The organism is Desulfovibrio ferrophilus (genome assembly GCF_003966735.1).
GTDB lineage: Bacteria > Desulfobacterota > Desulfovibrionia > Desulfovibrionales > Desulfovibrionaceae > Desulfovibrio_Q > Desulfovibrio_Q ferrophilus.
The window spans coordinates 3028193-3045421 of record NZ_AP017378.1; the positions used below are offsets into that span (position 1 = coordinate 3028193).

Consider the following 17229-nt stretch of genomic DNA (forward strand, 5'->3'; position numbering starts at 1 on the left):
ATGTTGTAATACGCATCGGGCTTGAATATCTCTTGCGCCTTGCATCCAACCATTCCTGAGCGGCCGTTGATGCAGTGGTGCAAAGGCTGAAAAAATATCTAGTACCTTTCTCCCTTGGGGATGAAATTTTTCTTGAGCCCGTTAGTAATTAATTGCTTTAAAAGCAGAGAGTTGGTTAATTACTAGTTTTTGTTTTGTTCCAAGAGCTGCCGGATGGCCCGCAGCGGCACCGCCGCCCATTCGGGGCGGTTGAGCAGTTCTTCGTCCAGTTCGTACATGGCCTTGTCCAGCAGGAAGATATCCAGCAGCAGTTTGCGTTCCTCATGCCCCGTGGGGACGATATCGAAACCGTCCAGAGCCTTGAAATAGGCATCCAGAATGGCCGATGCCGTCCAGAAGCGCCACGAGCGGCACCAGGCGCGCAGATCGTCCATGGAGTCCTCAAGGCACAAGCCGTGTTCATAGGCCGAGGATAGGGCCGCAAAGCCCGCATAATGCAGGGAGCGGATGAGTCCTGCCATGTCGCGCAAACAGGAGCGCTTGATGCGCCGTTCGGACAGCGGGCGTGAGGCGTCACCCTCGAAATCGATGATAGCGAAGTCGCGCCGTGAGAGCAGAGCCTGAACCAGTGCGTAATCACCATGACAACGAATGCGCTTGCAACTCAGGCGATCATCCAGGAGTCCCTTGTAGAAGTCCTGGCACTGGGCCTTGTGGTCCATGACCCACTGGGCTTCCAACTGGGTACTCTGGGGTAGCTTGTCCATGGCCTTGGCCAGCAGCGGCAGCACGCGTCCCACCCGGCTGCGGCAGCCCTGATAGACCGAGCGTTGATAGAGCCGGGTGAAGCTCTCGGGCCTGAAGGCGTCGTCGTCCTTGGACCCCGGGGGAACGGAAGCCAGGGCTCGGTGCATTTGAGCGGTGCGTGTGCCCAGGATTCCCATTTGTTCCAGATACGAACCGAAGTGCGCCCTGATCTTGGAGGGAGGCTGTTTGCCCAGCGTGTCCAGCAGGTGTTGACCGTTGGCTTTTGGCGGCGGTTCGGGGTGCAGGCGCAGTTCCTCCAGAAATCCTTGCAGCACATCCTGGGTATAGGTCCAGGCGTCATCCTCGCTGGGGATGTAGCTTTGCAGCACGGCCAGAGTGATGGGCGTGTGGCGTTCGCGGCGGTATTCGATGGCTCCGATGGTTTGGGCCACATGCTCGAACTTGCGGTCATCCAGGAAACGGCCGATTTCCAGCTCCGGGTTTACGCCCGGCTCCAAACGGCGGAAAAACTTGAGGGCAAAGATATCGCCGAAGACCACCAGGGTGTTGTTGCGGTCCACCCGCGCCAGCGCAGCGTGCTGCGTGAAGTCGTGGACCTTGGCGACCTTGGTGAAGGCCCGGGTGCGTGAGGTCATGAGTCGCCCCTCTGCGCCCTGCATCTGGCTGCGACGCGGGACGGTTTCCAGAATGGCACGGCAGAAGCCCTGATCCGCCAGGGCATCATAGAGCAGTCCGAGTTCTCGCGGTTCGGTCAGGCGCAACCGCGCAACGGCGGCCTTGGGGCTGTCGCGCAGCACCCGGTCCGCATCGCCGGGGCCGGCATAGGCCAAAGGCAGGGCGTAGGTTTCCTGGTCTCCACCCACATAATGCACGTCCACCAGGGTGATGTAGGCCTGTGGCGTGACACCGGAGACCGTGAGGGCTTCCTGAACGTGTACGGACTTGATGCGCCGTCCGCGACCGTTGAACCACAGGCAGCGTGTCAGGTAGCGCGGCAGCACGGATTCCAGTTCGGCGCGTGTGGCCTCGGTCATGATCTCGGGCCAGCCACCCGGGCTGGTCAGCACCGGTGGTTCGGCATGGGCCGGGTCGGAGGTTTCCAGGGCGCTGGTCACGGCGTTCAGCGAGAACCAGAAGAAGGAGTGCGGGCCCATGGTCAGGGTATAGGGCATCAGGCCGATGGGCGGAAAGTCCGTGCGCCCGAACAGCTCCACGGGCACCATGCCCGCGAACTGCGAGAGGTCGATCTCCGCGAACTGCACGTAGCGCGAGAGGTTGGCCACCACGAGGATGGTTTCCTCTTCCCAGGTGCGTACGAAGACGAGAATTTTGCGGTTTTCCGGGGTCAGGAAGTGGATTTTGCCACGTCCGAAGGCCTTGAAGCGCTTGCGTAGCGAGATGATGCGCCGCATCCACCACAACAGCGAGTGTGGGTTGCTCTCCTGAGCCTCCACGTTCACGGTCTGGTAGTGGTACTCCGGGTCAATGATGGTGGGCAGGAACAGTTGCTGGGGGTTGGCGTCCGAGAAGCCCGCGTTGCGGTCCGCACTCCACTGCATGGGGGTGCGCACGGCGTTGCGGTCGCCCAGGTAGATATTGTCACCCATGCCGATTTCGTCGCCGTAATAGAGTACCGGGGTGCCTGGCAGGGACAGGAGCAGGGCATTCAAGAGTTCCATGGTGCGCCGGTTGTTGCCCATGAGCGGCGCGAAACGGCGGCGGATGCCGAGGTTGATGCGCATCCGGGGATCACCCGCATAGACCCGGTACATGTAGTCGCGTTCCTCGTCGGTGACCATCTCCAGAGTCAGCTCGTCGTGATTGCGCAGGAAGAGCGCCCACTGGCTGGTCTCGGGGATGTCCGGGGTCTGCTCCAGAATGTCCAGCAGGGGGTAGCGGTCCTCCATGTGCAGGGCCATGTAGAGCCGGGGCATGATGGGAAAATGAAAGGCCATGTGGCAGAGGTCGCCGTCTCCGAAATAGGCTGCCGAATCCTCGGGCCACTGGTTGGCCTCGGCCAGCAGCATCTTGCCCGTGTGGTTGGCGTCCACATGGGCGCGCAGTTCGCGCAGCAGGTCATAGGTCTCGGGCAGGTTTTCGCAGTTGGTGCCTTCACGCTCGAAGAGATAGGGCACGGCGTCCAGGCGCAGGCCGTCCACACCCATCTTGAACCAGAAATCCAGCACTCGGAACATGACCTTGATGACCTGCGGGTTGTCGAAGTTCAGGTCAGGCTGATGGGAATAGAAACGGTGCCAGTAATAGGCCTGGGCCGTGGGGTCCCAGGTCCAGTTGGAGGTCTCGAAATCCTTGAAGATGATGCGTGCTTCCTCGTACTTTTTGGCCGTGGTGCTCCAGACATAGAAGTTGCGCCATTTGCTGCCGGGCTTGGCGGTGCGTGCGCGCTGGAACCAGGGGTGGCGGTCCGAGGTGTGGTTGAGCACCAGTTCGGTGATGACCTTGAGCCCGCGTTTGTGGGCGGCCTTCAGGAAACGCTTGAAGTCGGGCAGAGTGCCGTAGGTGTCGTGGACGCCGGTGTAGTCGGCGGTGTCGTAGCCATCATCCTTGAGCGGCGAGGGGAAGAACGGAAGCAGCCAGATGGCGGTGACACCCAGCTCTTTCAGGTAATCGAGCTTGGTGGTCAGTCCTTTGAAATCTCCGATGCCGTCGCCGTCGGAATCGCAAAAGGCACGCACGTGCATCTCGTAGATGATGGCGTCCTTGTACCAGAGGGGGTCGGTGTCGCGGACCTTGGAGGGTTTTCGCAGCTGGGGCATGGGCTGGCTCCGTATGGGTCTCTGGAAATAGTTAAACCTTCTACGATCATACATGAAATGGATACAGAGGCAAATTTTGACGGGAATTTGGTCCTTGATTACCGGGCGAACTGGGGCGCGAGGGGTTACGCCACGCCCTTTGTCAGCGAGGTGCCGGAAACGAGGTGGTAGAAATGGGTGTCTGCCAGGGCAGAGGGGGGAGGGGGTTGGTGACCAATAGGGGTGAAGGCTTCTTGGGCGCAGAACGCGCGAAGGCCCCTGGAGGAATTGGGAGATCCAGGGGCCTTCACTGTGCGGTGCCTGTGGAGCGAGGTGAATCGCTCTACAGAGTAGGCAGATACTTCTTGATTTCGAACTCCGAGACATGGGTGCGGTATTCGTCCCATTCAGCCAGCTTGTTCTTGACCAGGTTGGCATGCAGGGATTCGCCCAGGGTTTCCTTCATCAGTTCCGAGGCCTCGAGTTCCTTGGCGGCCTCGTACAGGGAGCCGGGCAGGGCATCGATGCCGTGGGTGTCCATGTCCTTTTCGTTGAACTTGAAGATGTTGTCTTCCACGGCCGGTTGCAGCTCGTAGTTTTCTTCTATGCCCTTCAGGCCCGCTGCCAGCTGGACCGCGAAGCAGAGGTAGGGGTTGGCCGCCGGGTCCGGGCTGCGCAGCTCGATGCGGGTGGCGTTCTCCTTGCCGGGCTTGTACATGGGCACACGGATCAGCGCAGAGCGGTTGCGCTGGGCCCAGGCGATGTAGACCGGGGCTTCGTAGCCGGGCACCAGGCGCTTGTAGGAGTTGACCCACTGGTTGGTGACGCAGCAGAACTCCTTGGCGTGTTTCAAGAGCCCCGCGATGTAGGATTTGCACTCCTTGGACAGGGAGTTGGGGTCCTTGGGGTCGAAGAAGGCGTTGCGGCCGTTCTTGAACAGGGACTGGTGGACGTGCATGCCCGAGCCGTTCTGGCCGAAGATGGGCTTGGGCATGAAGGTGGCGTAGCAACCGTGCTTGCGGGCGGCTTCCTTGACCACGACCTTGTAGGTGGTGGCGATGTCGGCCATGAGCAGGCCTTCGTTGTAGCGCAGGTCGATCTCGTGCTGTGATGGGGCGACTTCGTGGTGGGAGTACTCCACCTGGATGCCCATGCGCTCCAGCGAGAAGATGATGTCGCGGCGGATGTCGTTGCCCATGTCCAGGGGCGGGGCGTCGAAGTAGCCACCTGCGTCCAGAGGCTGGGTTCCCTTGGAATCCGCGAACAGGAAGAACTCCAGCTCGGGGCCGACGTAGAAGGTGTAGCCTTTCTCGCTGGCCTTCGCGAGGACCTTCTTGAAGATGTAGCGGGGGTCGTTTTCGTAGGGCTGCAGGTCCGGGGTCTTGATGTCGCAGAACATGCGCGCCACCGGGCGTTCGGTGGGCCGCCAGGAGACCATCTGGAAGGTGGTGGGGTCGGGGATGGCGACCATGTCGGACTCTTCGATCCGGGTGAAGCCCAGAATGGAGGAGCCGTCAAAGCCCATGCCTTCCTCAAAGGAGGCTTCCAGCTCGTTGGGGGTGATCTGGAAGCTTTTCAGCGTACCCAGAACATCCATGAACCAATACTGAATGAAGCTGACGTTGTAGTCCCGAACGGCTTTCAGGACGTCATCGGCATTTTTGCAATTGAAAACGGGTGTGGTGTCCATGTCTTCCTCCGTGAGTAAGGTTCCGTGGATTGACTCCGGAATCTTGTGAATTTGCACAAAACTGACAAATGGTGTCGCACACGTGGCATATGCTATCAAGTGCAGTGCCAAGCAGGTTTTACACTATTATTTCAATAGATTGTGCTGTGTGCGAAGCTGTGCCCCAAAAGGCGAATTTACAAAAATGATAGAGGAATAGGGTTTTTCCCCTGCGGCCTTGCCAAAATTGTCAGCGATGGGTGGTTGCTGACAATTTGCGTCATCCAGCCCTTTAGCGGGATGGAGATTTTTGCATTAGGAAACGTACGATACCGCCCTTGCGTCTGTCCAGTCTGGTGAGCCCTGCGTCGCGGGCGATCTCTTTGGCTTTTTTGACTTCGGAGGCGGTCACGGCGCGAGCCAGTTCCGGGAATACATGGGCTTGCCCGCAGGGTCGGTATTGGCCCATGATGTTGACGTAGGTGTTTTTGGAAAGTCCGGCCAGAAAGCGCATCCAGTGCGCGGTGCCTGCCAGATCGTCGGGCATGACAAGGTGGCGAACCAGAAGTCCGCGTGTGGCCACGCCGTTGTCGTCCAGGGTCAGGTCGCCCACTTGCGCGTGCATGGTGGCAATGGCCGCTCGTGCCCGTTCCGGGTAGTCCGGGGCATTGCAGAAGCGCTTGGCAATGTCGGGGTCGTGAAATTTGGTGTCCGGCATGTAGATGTCCACGACGCCGTCCAGCAGAGCAAGGGTTCGGGGGCTGTCGTAACCGCCTGTGTTCCAGACCAGGGGCAGGGTCAGCCCGTCCGCCACGGCCAGGATGAGGGCTTCCAGAATCTGTGCTGCCACGTGCGAGGGCGAGACCAGATTGATATTTTCCGCCCCTCGGCGCTGTAATTCCAACATCATCCAGGCCAATTGGTTGGGCGCGACCTCGATTCCCTGCTCTCCGCCGTGTTGCGGTCCGCGGCTGATGTCCCAGTTCTGGCAGAACACGCAGCCCAGATTGCAGTGCGAAAAGAAGATGGTGCCTGACCCACCCTGGCCCACCAACGGGTCTTCCTCGCCCCAATGCAGGTCGAAACTTGCCACCCGCGCAAGCCTCCCGGTGTCGCAATAGCCAAGCTCGCCCTGCGTCCTGTCTAGGCCGCATTCGCGTGGACACAGGTCGCAGGCCGAGAGCCGATCGCGCGCGACCTTGGCGCGCCGGGTCAATTCTCCCGAGCTGTGCAGGGCGAGATAGGATGGTTCCATGTGATGGAAAATCACACCCGGAGCGTGGGACGTCAAGTTGGCAGGCCGTTGAAATCCTCCATCTAGCTTTGTTCAGTGAATTGTTGGCGAGTCTTCGAGCTTACAAGACTTGACGCCTTAGGTGTGCTGCAAGCCGTTTCAGAATCTCGCGTATTAGCATATACAGCTCTGCTCTCTGTATCCGTATTGATCAAAGATTCGCCAACGGCTTACAGGTCGTCGGTCTTGAACAACTTTTGCGCCGCGCCAGCGTGATTTTTGAACGGCCTGTGAAGAGGAGTGGCGATTGGGCAAGTGTATGAAATCTACACTCATTGTGTGCTATTTTGGGTGGATTGGCCCATAGCCGGTCCGCAGGGCAAACGTAGTTGCCCTGCACAGGAGCGGCAAGGGCCGCCCCACGTTTTGCATTATGAGAGAAGAGCAAAGAGATAAACCCAGAGATCATTCCCTTTGTATGCCGAATAAGTAACCTCAGAGGGGTGATGGGGTTCCAAGGGGATTTCAGGGGGCAAGCCCCCTCAATCCCTTTGGGCGCGCCGCAGGATTCTGTCTTTAAATCTGCCTTGTTGAACGTAAAAGGCCCCGACTTTCGCCGGGGCCTTTGCTTTTCAGATGCTTGCCTTTCGTCTTTTTGCATTGCGCAGCAATTTAGTTCGTACTGATATTCGTACTCCCATCCGCCTGTACCGCGAAGCGGATCGTGTATCTCGTGATGGGACCGGCCACGGTGGTTTCCGTCAGGATTTCCATCTTGCCGTAGTTGCCCTCATGGGTCTTGAAGACATAGACGCCAGGATATGGTGAGGCTCCGGGGAAGAAGCCGTAACCCGCAGTCGGCGCCGTGCTCAAACTGTCATACGAGCTTGCCGAGGTCTGGAAGACCGCGCTGCCCTGCTCGATGATGATGTTGCCCTCGAAGGTCAGATCCTGACTGCCACCAGCGGTGATGCTGGCTGTTTCGAAGTCGTAGCGGGTGCCGGGGAAGCCTGCGCTGGTAATGGTGGCATTGGTGCTAGCCAAGCCAGCAGAAACGCCGCCGCCATCTTCGGTCTCGCCCGCACCGGGCTGGACCGCATTGCGCTCGTCACGCGCCGTGCGGATATCATCCACCACGGTCTGCGACAGGCCGCTGGCCTCGGCAATCTCCGGTGACAGGGTGGCATACAGCAGGTTTCCGCGCATGTTGCGGATCTTCATGGCGCCGTCCTCCATGACGAAGGTCATGGTGGTCTTGCCGCTGGTGGTCTGCTGCTGACCCGTGGAACGCGGAATCTGTTTCTTGTCCCATTTGGTGGCCACGGTGGCCTGCCCATTGCTCATGGTGATGCGGTTGACGAAGATCTTGAGCTGAATGGCGCTGAACATGTCGAAGTCAAAGCGGACGCCTTCTTCCAGGAAGGCGCGGTTGCCCAGATAGTCGCGCGAGATCAGGCGCGAGAATCCTGCCACGCTCTGGCGTTCATAGGCCTCGGCCAGTTCCTTGACCGTGTTCAGGACCAGTTGGGTATAGTCCACATTCTCAAAGCTGACCCAACTGCCGGGGATGAGCTTGAATTGCACGTCATCCTTGCCGGGGCCGCGCTTTAGACGCAGCACGAACTCATAGCGCTGACCCGCTGCGGGCAGAAATTCAAACCCGATGTCGCGGGCCACACGGGCTTGGTCCCAGGTGCGGCCACCGTCGATGGACAGCAGCATGGTCTCCACCCCTTCGATCTCCGAGAGGCGGGCGGTGATGCGGATGCGGCCATTGTCCAGATTGTCACGGGTGACGGTGATCTGGCCGGCATTGTCGTAGATGGTTTTGGAGTTCAGGCGCACGTCCGTGACGTAGAACATGCTCTGGGCAGCCAGGTCATAGGACTCGGCCAGCTCGGCCTCCTGGGCGGCCTTCATGGCGGCTTCTCGCTCTGCCGCACCGGCGGCGTTGCGCTGGGCCTTCAGATAGTTGGCGCGCATGGTTATGGACTCGTCCAGTAGTTCGAGCAGCTTGGCATAGGCCTCCCCGGTTTTGGACTCGCGCAGGGCGTCGTCTTCCAGATTCAGGGTTTGGTCCTCGGTGTACCAGCCGTTCTTGGTTTTTTTCAGGGACTGCGGGACCAGCTTGGCGATCTCGTCCAAGGCCTCGGTCCAAGTCTTTTCCTGTTCATGGTCCAGACGCTTGGCCTTGTTGATGGCCTGATCCACGTCCTTCTTGTACATGGGCGCGGAGTGATACATCATGTTGTCGTCGCTGGCCGGGGTGACATGGGGCATTCCGGCGGCCTCGCCAGCCCATTTGACCACGCCCGGGAAGGTCCTGGCGATGAAGGGCCATTCCTTGTAGCTCTTGAGTTTGGTCAGCCACTGCTGGCCGAATTTGGCCAGTTCCGTGGTGGTCATGAAGTGCGGATAGGGCTCCATGAGCGCACCCTCGCCCGCGTCATTGAGATAGACATAAGGGCTCAGTTGGCCGCGATCGTCTGACATCAGCATCCGTTCGTGTTGACTCAGGTTGAAGATGAACATGGTCATCTCCATTTCCTTGGGAGCCAGATAGCTGATGTCCTGCAATATGTTGTTGTTATTGGTGCGGATAGAGCGTTCGTGCTGGGTGATTTTTGACTCCCAGTTGGGCAGATAGCCGGTCCAGCCGTTCAGGGCGTTGTTGATGGCCGTTACCCGTTTGTCGATGGCCTGTTCGGGGGCATCTCCCCCTAAGCCGAAGGCATCGAAGTAGCGCAGTTCCTTTGCGCTGGGCTTCTTCCACAGCCTCCATTTGGCTTTCATGGTCTCCAGTACCTGTCGGCTGGCCTTCAGGCGTTGGCGCTCCGTGTTCATGGTTTCGTCTTTAATCATGCCTTGCATGGTCGAGACCCGCGCCCTGATGGCGTGTGGCATTCCCGCCAGGTCCTTCACATTCGGGAATGTGCTGATGGCGGTATAGGTGTCCAGTTCGTAGGTTGGCAGCCCCTGCTCCCAGAACTTGGGGGTCAGGGCATCTTCCATCTGCTGCAAGAAACGGTTGTATTGATCCCACTTGCCGCTGGCGTATGTGGCAATTTCATAGAAGGGTTTGCTCATGGCATTCAGCCTGGAAACCTCGGCCCCCAGCCAGGCCTCGTCCTCGCTCTGGAACTGTTCCAGGAGTGAGGTGGCTTCTCCGAGATACATCGCCTTGCCCTTGTTCTTTGCGCCCAAGTCACTCAACTCATTCCTCAGGCCTTCATAATGGTCGGTAATTCTTTTTTGGATGTCACCATGGGCCAGGGCGATGGCCTCGCTGGCCAGTTCAAAGCGGCCGGTATTGTAGTGTTTCAGTATTTCCGCTTCGACCTCGCTCATGAGGCCTATCTCGGTGTCGATATTGTAGCGTTGGGCCTTGGCCATGACGAGATCGCGATTCTGGACGGCGTCGATGGGCTGTTGCTGCAGATAGTCGGGCAGTGGGTCGGGAAGCTTGCCCGCCTTACGCAACCGCTCCACGATCTGGCGGTCGAATTCGTTGTTCTCTCTGGTCGCTTTATCGTGCTCCAAAGCCCATTTATCCTTGACCTCGTCGAGGATTTTCTCGGCTGCATCCAATCTGTCGCGGACCTTTTCCAGCAGCCGGTACCAGCGGTTGCTTTCGGCCTCCAGCTCCGTGGATAAACCGGCATCGATGTGCATGGCGCTTTCCGAGGCCCGCTTCAGCTCGGTCACGATGCCCCACAGCTCCTGGGTGCTAGTGGAAAGGATGGTGAACATGGAGGTCTTCTCTCCTTCTTTTTTAGCCTCCATGGCCTTTTCAATGCGTGCTTCGTAGGGAGGGAATTTGGCCCTGCTCTCAGCAAGTTGTTTTTTGAACTCGGGCAGCCTTTTCTTGGCCCGCTCCTTCATCATATACAGGCCCTGCAGGCGGGGCAGGTCATTGTTCACGAAGCGGCCCATGCGTTGGGCGAAGTCCTGGAACTTGGCCAGTTCCTGATCCATACGCATCTGGCGGTAGCGGACCATGGCCTGCTTGTTGACGTCGGTCAGCAGAGAGCGGATCCAGCCCCGGGCCACGTTTTCCAGCTCCCCGGTCAGGGCTGCCAACTCGTCGGCCTGTTTGGTGTCCACACCCGACCCCACAGCCATGGCGCCCGAGAGATACTGGCCCCAGGTCTGTTCCGGCCAGTCCTGGCCCAAGGCGGTAGTCACGTAACTCTTGACCAGGGCTCGGGTTCCGGCATCTGTGACCACATAGTCGCGGAAGAAATAATCCACAGTGGCGGAATTGACGTTGATCTGGGCCGGGGTGTCGGGGTTTTGTTCGCCGATGATCATGCGGTCGTGCTCCACGATGCCGTACAGGGCTTCGATGTCGCGCGCTGCGCCCGTGGATTGCACCAGCAGATGCGATTCATAGGCGGCCTTGGACGCGGCCCAGATGGCGGAGACCGCCGGATTGTTCAGCTTGCCCACGATGGTGTCGGTGCTGGCGATAAGGGCCTGATCGTAGTTACCGGAGCCCAACTGCGAGGCCACGTTCTGCACCGTGGCGATCATGTCCGTGATTTCGGTGACCTTGTCGTTCAGGTCATTGTAATTGTTCACGGCCTTGATGGCGGACCAACCACCCAGCTGGCCCATCACCCAGTTCGAGATTTCGTCCTTGGCAACGTCCTCGGCGGCCTTTGCCACGTCCTTGCTCTCAGCCGTGGCCTGCGCCAGGGAAAGACCCAGCCCGGCAACCTTGTCGGCTTTGGGACCAGCCAGTGACGGTGAGGGAGCAAGGATAAAGGACAGGCACAGGAACAGGACAAGAACCTGAGTCGCGGGCAGGGGAAGACGGCGGGTATGTGTCATGGAATCATATCCTCAGGGTATTAGAAGGGGTTGTCGCCCCGGGTTTGTGAGAGTTTCCAGAGGCCGTTCTCGGCGTGAAAGACGAATTCCGTGCGGCCTTGATCCATGGTCTGACCAGCGGAGGTCTGCGCCTTCTTGTTCCAGCTGACAGTGACGGCCATGGTCTGGTTTTTCATCAGCACCTGATTCACGAAGAACTCAAACTGCACGGCTTGATCAATGCTCTTGGCCGTGTCCACCTGGTTCAGAAAGTCTGCGCGAAGGGGCAGGAAATCCTGTGAGATCTGGTCGGCAAAGGCCATCATCGGGCCATTGGCATAGGCGTCCAGCAGGTCCTGGACTGCGGCCCGGGCCTGACCATCGGCATGGTCGGCGTGAACGGCTTTGTGTCCTGCGCAGCCCGTGGCTCCGAGGATCAGGATCAGCAGCAATGCAATGTATGATTGGCGAAGGTGTCTCATTAGAAATTACTCACGAATTTGAGGGAGTAACGGGCCTCGGAATAGTCGTCGCCCGCGGTGTCGTATTCGTAGTCGTTGTGTTCGCCGCGCAGGCTGAGCACGGTATTGCGTTGCTCGGCCAGGCGGTAGGCGAATTCCATGAACCGGGTGTTGATCTGATAGTCTTGGGTCGCGCCGGTGTTGGCTGCGTCCTGCAGGTTGTAGCCGAAGCTCATGGTCAGCGGTTCGGCGACCTCGTAGCGACCATTGAAGGTCAGCCCGTGCTGCATGTCCTGGCCCTCGGTGGCGTGGTTGTCACGCACATTGCCGGTGTATCCGGCGGACAGGTACAGGCGGCGGGCAAAGACGTCGAAATCGCGACTGAAGTTCAGCCCGTAACGCCAGGCGTCCTCATTGTCCACGCTCTGGGGCCGAGCCGTGAAGTGCCGGTATTCGCCAAAGGCACTGACATTGGCCTCCCAGATACGGTCGTTGATCGAGGCCCCAAGGGTCACGGTCTTGGCATCGGCGGTGTTGGCCTCGTCGTTGGAGTCCTTGCGCTGGTGGTTCAGGTAGGTGCGCAGGGAGAAATTCTTACGGTCTTCCAGTGGGCGGCTCATGAGGGATAGATATTGTTCGTTGTAGCGGGTGCGGTAGGCCTTGTCGCTGTTAGGCAGATCATCCCAGTACCAGTTCTGGGTCAGGGTCAGGGTATGGGCCGGGCTGATGCGCCAGTCCGCCGATAGTTGATGCTGCTGTTTGTCGCTGGAGGCCGAACCCACCAGGGTTCTGAATTCGGGGTCCACCCGGTAGGCAAGGTATCTGAGATTCAGGACGTCCTTATAGCGGTAGCCGGGCATGATGCGCCAGGCGGTGCCGTGGAGGCGGCGGTCCGAGACGTCCTCATCGGCGATGTATCCGCTGCGGGCGGCTTCGAACACGAGAGAAGCGCCATTGCGCAGTCTGAGTTCACCGTCGAGGCCCGCAACATTGTTGTCCTGATCCGTGGCGCTGGGATCACTCTTGAGCGATCCGGTGTCATCGTCCACGGAGACGACCTGCACGCCCACGCGGCACAGGGAGACGCTGGGACTGTCGGCAAGGGGCATCAGGTCGGCTTTGGCTCCGTAGACATTGCGCTGGTAGAGTCCGTCTCCAGATTCGTAGGTCCGGGCCGCGACGGTCTTGGTGCTGATCCAGGGGGCCGGGGTCAGTTCCACATTGGCCCCTTCCAGGCTGGCACCCATGACGAAGCGGCTGAAGTCCGAATAGAAGTCACCGAATTCGAACAGGTTGTAATCGTTGGAAACAGAAAGATTCAACTGCTTCAGGACCACGGCGTTGCGGGATTCCATGCGCTGGTTATCGGTCTTGCGCAGGTTGGCTTCGCCCTGGAACTGGTAGTCTGAAAAGAGCTTCTCGTAGACCTTGAGGTCAAGTTCCAGCAGATGGTCCTTGTTGTCGTCGCGATAGAAGGATTTGCTCTGATTGCCGCGTACGCTGGTATATTCACCCTGTACTGCGATGCGTCCCGTAATCATGCCTGATCGATCCTCGCCGTATTGGCCGTAGGACCCGAAATCCATCAGATCGTCCAGGCGTTTATCCATGGAAAAGGATGGATAGACCTTGGGGGCTCCATCGTCACTGGTTCCATTTCCCAGAAAGATGACCTCAGCGGCCATGAGTGGGAGTGGTGCATTCAAAAAGGTGATGATCAGGAAGAGACAAAGCAGTTTCGGGACGGCGTATACTGTTCTCATGGCAGCCTGTTCTCGAATAGTGATGTAGGTTGATGCGGAGTTTGAACACTCTCTAAGGGTATTGAACGTTAACGGTTCTTAACATTGCTTGGCTTGCGCGGTCTATATCTGACGAAAGAAAGTTTGATATGTTTTGAATTTCGGCTAGTGCCAGTGCTTTTTGTGCTTTCAATGGGCTGTTGTAGTGCCCGTTATGTCGTGATTGTAATGGATCAAGTGCCAATGCATGACGATGTCGTGAAGATGGTTCGCCCCGAGAGGGCGATGGAAGGAGGGTGCGAGGAGGGGAGGAGAGAATAAGCAATAACGCTCCGAAGGCTCTTCGGGGCGTGGATATATGAAAACAGATAGGGTGTTGTTTCGAGATAGAATAGAAAAAGGCTCCGGATGGTGGACCGGAGCCTTTTGAATTCGATGGTGCCGAAGGGGAGAGTCGAACTCCCACAAGGTTGCCCTCACTAGACCCTGAACCTAGCGTGTCTACCAATTCCACCACTTCGGCAACAGGAAGGGAGTATTTATCCTTCCCGGTTGGCTTTGGCAAGCAGAAGATGGCTCCCCGGATAGAGTATGGGCAAATGGCGTTGGGCAAGAAAAAACCCGGAGGATTCCGGGTTGAATGAATGCTGTACTCGGGGTGTGGACCAAAGAAAAAGGCTCCGGATGGTGGACCGGAGCCTTTGAATTCGATGGTGCCGAAGGGGAGAGTCGAACTCCCACAAGGTTGCCCTCACTAGACCCTGAACCTAGCGTGTCTACCAATTCCACCACTTCGGCAACAGGAAGGGAGTGTTTATCCTCCTTGGATTTGTTTGGCAAGGGTTTTTTTCTTGTAAAATTTAAGTCTTGTATTCCGGGCTCTTGGCGTTGGGCGAAAATGTCCTCTGCATCCCCGCTTGAAGGGGGGGCGCATTTGGGGTAGCAAAGCCCCTTGCCAGAGTTGACCGTAGTAGTAAGGAATAGGAATGATCGTCGTCAGAAATTTGGATGAACTGCAGGATGCGCTGCGGGGCGCTTGCGTGACCATCGGCAACTTCGATGGCGTGCACAAGGGCCACCAGAAGCTCCTGTCCCGGACCCGGGAGAAGGCCCTGGCCTGCTCGGCCGAGTCCGTGGCCGTGACCTTTGATCCGCATCCCATGAGCGTTTTGGCCAGCGGCCACGCACCGCCGTTCATTACCCTGATCGACCAGAAGCTGGAGCTGATCAGCGCTCAGGGCGTGGAATTGTGCGTGGTGCTGGAGTTTACCCGGGAGATGGGTGCACTGGAGCCCGAGGAGTTCGTGCGCCGTTATCTGGTCGACGCCCTGAACATGAAGCACATGGTCATCGGCTATGACTATGCCTTTGGCAAGGGCCGCAAAGGCAACTACGAGCTGCTTACGGAGTTGGGGCGTAAGTTCGACTACAGCGTGGAGCGTGTGGGTCCATTCATGCTGGAGGACGCTGTGGTCAGCTCCACCCGCATCCGCGATCTGGTCAAGTCTGGTCAGGTCTGGGAGGCACGACCGTTGCTGGGCCGGTTCTATACGGTCAAGGGCGAGGTGCAGCACGGTGCCAATCGCGGCGGCAAGCTGCTGGGCTTTCCCACCGCCAATCTGAAATTGGTGGATGAGCTGTTCCCGGCCATGGGGGTGTATGCGGTCTGGGCGACCTACGAAGGGCAGACCCTGCCCGCAGTGGCCAACATTGGCTACAACCCGACCTTCGGCAACGAAGCCCTGTCCGTGGAAGTGCATATCATGGACTTTGACAGGAATATTTATGGCCACGAGCTGCGGGTTCAATTCGTCCAGCGCCTGCGCTCCGAAAAGAAATTCAACGGCATCGATGAGCTCAAGGCTCAGATTGCACACGACACCGAACTGGGCCGAAAGATCCTGTCCTCGTCCCAGGCACAACCCTAGGTCAGTTTCATGAGCATCACCGGCTATATCCAATCTCTGTACAAAAGCATGTCCATGCGTTGGTTCGCCATTGCCGTGGGTGTGGGTATTGCCTCGGGCTTGGCGGCGGTGCTGTTTTTCACGGGTGTAGAATATTTCAAGCACCTGTTCCTCTTTCAATTTGCGGGGCTGGAACTGCCCGCGCCCGCTGGTGAACGGGTCTTTCATGGTGGTGAGCCCGGGTCTTTCCGGCCCTGGTTGATCCCGCTGATGACCACTTCCGTGGGCCTGCTCACGGGCTGGCTGGTGGTGCGCTTCATTCCCGAGACCATTGGCGGCGGCACTGACGGCACCGACACCATGATCAGTTCCTTCCACAACAAGGAAGGCAAGATCCGTCCCCTGGCCGCGTTGATCAAGGGGGTGACCTCGGTCCTGACCATTGTCACGGGCGGCAGCGCCGGGCGTGAGGGCCCCATCTCTCTGGTGGGTGCGGCCATCGGTTCCTGGATTTCCGACCGGTTCAAGTTTTCGGCCAAGGAGCGGCGCATTCTGCTGCTGGCTGGTGCAGCTGGCGGTCTGGGGGCCATCTTCCGAGCACCCCTGGGCGGCGCGCTGACCGCCATCGAGGTCATCTACAAGGAGGATTTCGAGGCCGAGGCCGTGTTGCCTTCGGTCATCTCCTCGGTCATCGCCTATTCGCTGTTCACTTTCTTTTTCGGCACTGATCCCATCTTCGGCATCCCCAGGTTCGAATTCTCCAATCTGCTCGAACTGCCGTTTTATGTGCTGTTGGCCGTGTTCTGCTCGTTCACGGGCTGGGTGCATGTGCGTACCTTCGAGTTCGTGAAATTCCGTGTTTTCGAGCGCATGGCGGCCAAGACCAACGTCATCCTGGCCATGGGCCTGGGCGGCGCGGTGATGGGCACCATGGGCATGCTGTTCCCCGAGGTACTGACCGGCGGTTACGGCTGGGTGGAAATGGCTATCCACGGCCAGCTTGCCCTGTCTCTGATGGTCGCCATTTTGTTCGGCAAGATTCTGGCCACGGCCGTGACCATCGGCTCGGGCATGAGCGGCGGCATGTTCGCCCCTGCCCTGTTTGTGGGCGGCATGAGCGGCGGCGTGGTGGGCAACATCGCACACCGTTATTTTCCTGACATCGTGACCCAACCGGGAGGCTATGTGCTGGTGGGCATGGCGGCCTTCTTTGCCGGCGTTGCCAACGCACCCATCGGGCCATTGATCATGGTCTGCGAACTGACCGAGGGCTATGGCCTGCTGGCTCCGCTGATGCTGGCCAGCGTGTTGTGCATCGTGCTCGGCAAGAACACCTCGCTCTATGAGCATCAGGTGGAGAACAAGTTCGAGAGCCCGGCCCATATCCAGGACATGACCATCAATATTCTGGAGTCCCTGAAGGTGCGCGATTTCTTCCGCCCGGGCCTTGTGACGACCCTGGAGGAAGGCACCACCCTGAAGGCCATGACCGACATCATCGCCAACTCCAACGAGTTGTATTTCCCGGTGCGGAACGCCGAGGATCGCATCACCGGCATCCTGGGTGTGAAGGACGTGCGCAAGGTGCTGTTCGAGTCCTGCCTGTTCGACCTGGTGGTGGTGCGCGATCTGGCGGGCAAGCCCGCGACCCTGAAGCCCATGGACGACCTCTACACCGCGCTGATGAAGTTCGTGGACACCGACTACGGGCAGATCCCCGTGGTGCACACCGACGACCCCAACGTGATTCTCGGCCTCATCAATCGTGAGGACGTGTTCAAGGCCTATCGCTCGTCCATCGATGATATCGCCGAGGGCGAGAACATCTGTTTCCTCAAGGATTGATTCCAACCAGGTTCCCAGCCGCCAAACCTGTCTTC

General features: G+C 58.7%; 8 protein-coding genes and 2 tRNA genes. 2 read left to right on the forward strand and 8 right to left on the reverse strand.

Going from position 1 to position 17229, the window contains the following annotated elements:
- Positions 1-182: 182 nt before the first annotated feature.
- From treS to EL361_RS13895, 8 genes are all read right to left on the reverse strand, one after another.
- On the reverse strand, positions 183-3545 hold the full coding sequence (gene treS / locus EL361_RS13860; protein WP_126380525.1) for a maltose alpha-D-glucosyltransferase: 3363 nt from the start codon (positions 3543-3545) through the stop codon (positions 183-185).
- A gap of 322 nt (positions 3546-3867) precedes the next feature.
- Complete coding sequence (locus EL361_RS13865) at positions 3868-5214, reverse strand: glutamine synthetase family protein (protein WP_126380527.1); 1347 nt, start codon at positions 5212-5214, stop codon at positions 3868-3870.
- 271 nt (positions 5215-5485) lie between these two features.
- The gene (locus EL361_RS13870; RefSeq protein ID WP_126380529.1) at positions 5486-6448 is read right to left on the reverse strand and encodes a radical SAM protein; all 963 of its coding nucleotides are present in this window, start codon (positions 6446-6448) and stop codon (positions 5486-5488) included.
- A 651-nt stretch (positions 6449-7099) separates the two neighbouring features.
- A complete protein-coding gene (locus EL361_RS13875; protein ID WP_126380531.1) occupies positions 7100-11260 on the reverse strand; it encodes a hypothetical protein in 4161 nt (1386 codons plus the stop codon).
- Positions 11261-11280: 20 nt separating this feature from the next.
- Positions 11281-11721, reverse strand: a complete 441-nt coding sequence (locus EL361_RS13880; RefSeq protein ID WP_126380533.1) for a hypothetical protein — start codon at positions 11719-11721, stop codon at positions 11281-11283.
- Positions 11721-13463, reverse strand: a complete 1743-nt coding sequence (locus tag EL361_RS13885) for a porin family protein (RefSeq protein ID WP_126380535.1) — start codon at positions 13461-13463, stop codon at positions 11721-11723. The genes EL361_RS13880 and EL361_RS13885 overlap by 1 nt, the downstream gene beginning before the upstream one ends.
- Positions 13464-13878: 415 nt before the next feature.
- Positions 13879-13965, reverse strand: a tRNA-Leu gene (locus tag EL361_RS13890).
- 188 nt (positions 13966-14153) lie between these two features.
- Positions 14154-14240: transfer RNA gene (locus tag EL361_RS13895), tRNA-Leu, on the reverse strand.
- A 188-nt stretch (positions 14241-14428) separates the two neighbouring features.
- On the opposite strand from EL361_RS13895, the gene EL361_RS13900 reads away from it, so the two are divergent.
- A complete protein-coding gene (locus EL361_RS13900; RefSeq protein WP_126380537.1) occupies positions 14429-15370 on the forward strand; it encodes a bifunctional riboflavin kinase/FAD synthetase in 942 nt (313 codons plus the stop codon).
- Between the two features lie 9 nt (positions 15371-15379).
- The gene (locus EL361_RS13905) at positions 15380-17194 is read left to right on the forward strand and encodes a chloride channel protein (protein ID WP_126380539.1); all 1815 of its coding nucleotides are present in this window, start codon (positions 15380-15382) and stop codon (positions 17192-17194) included.
- Positions 17195-17229 lie beyond the last annotated feature (35 nt).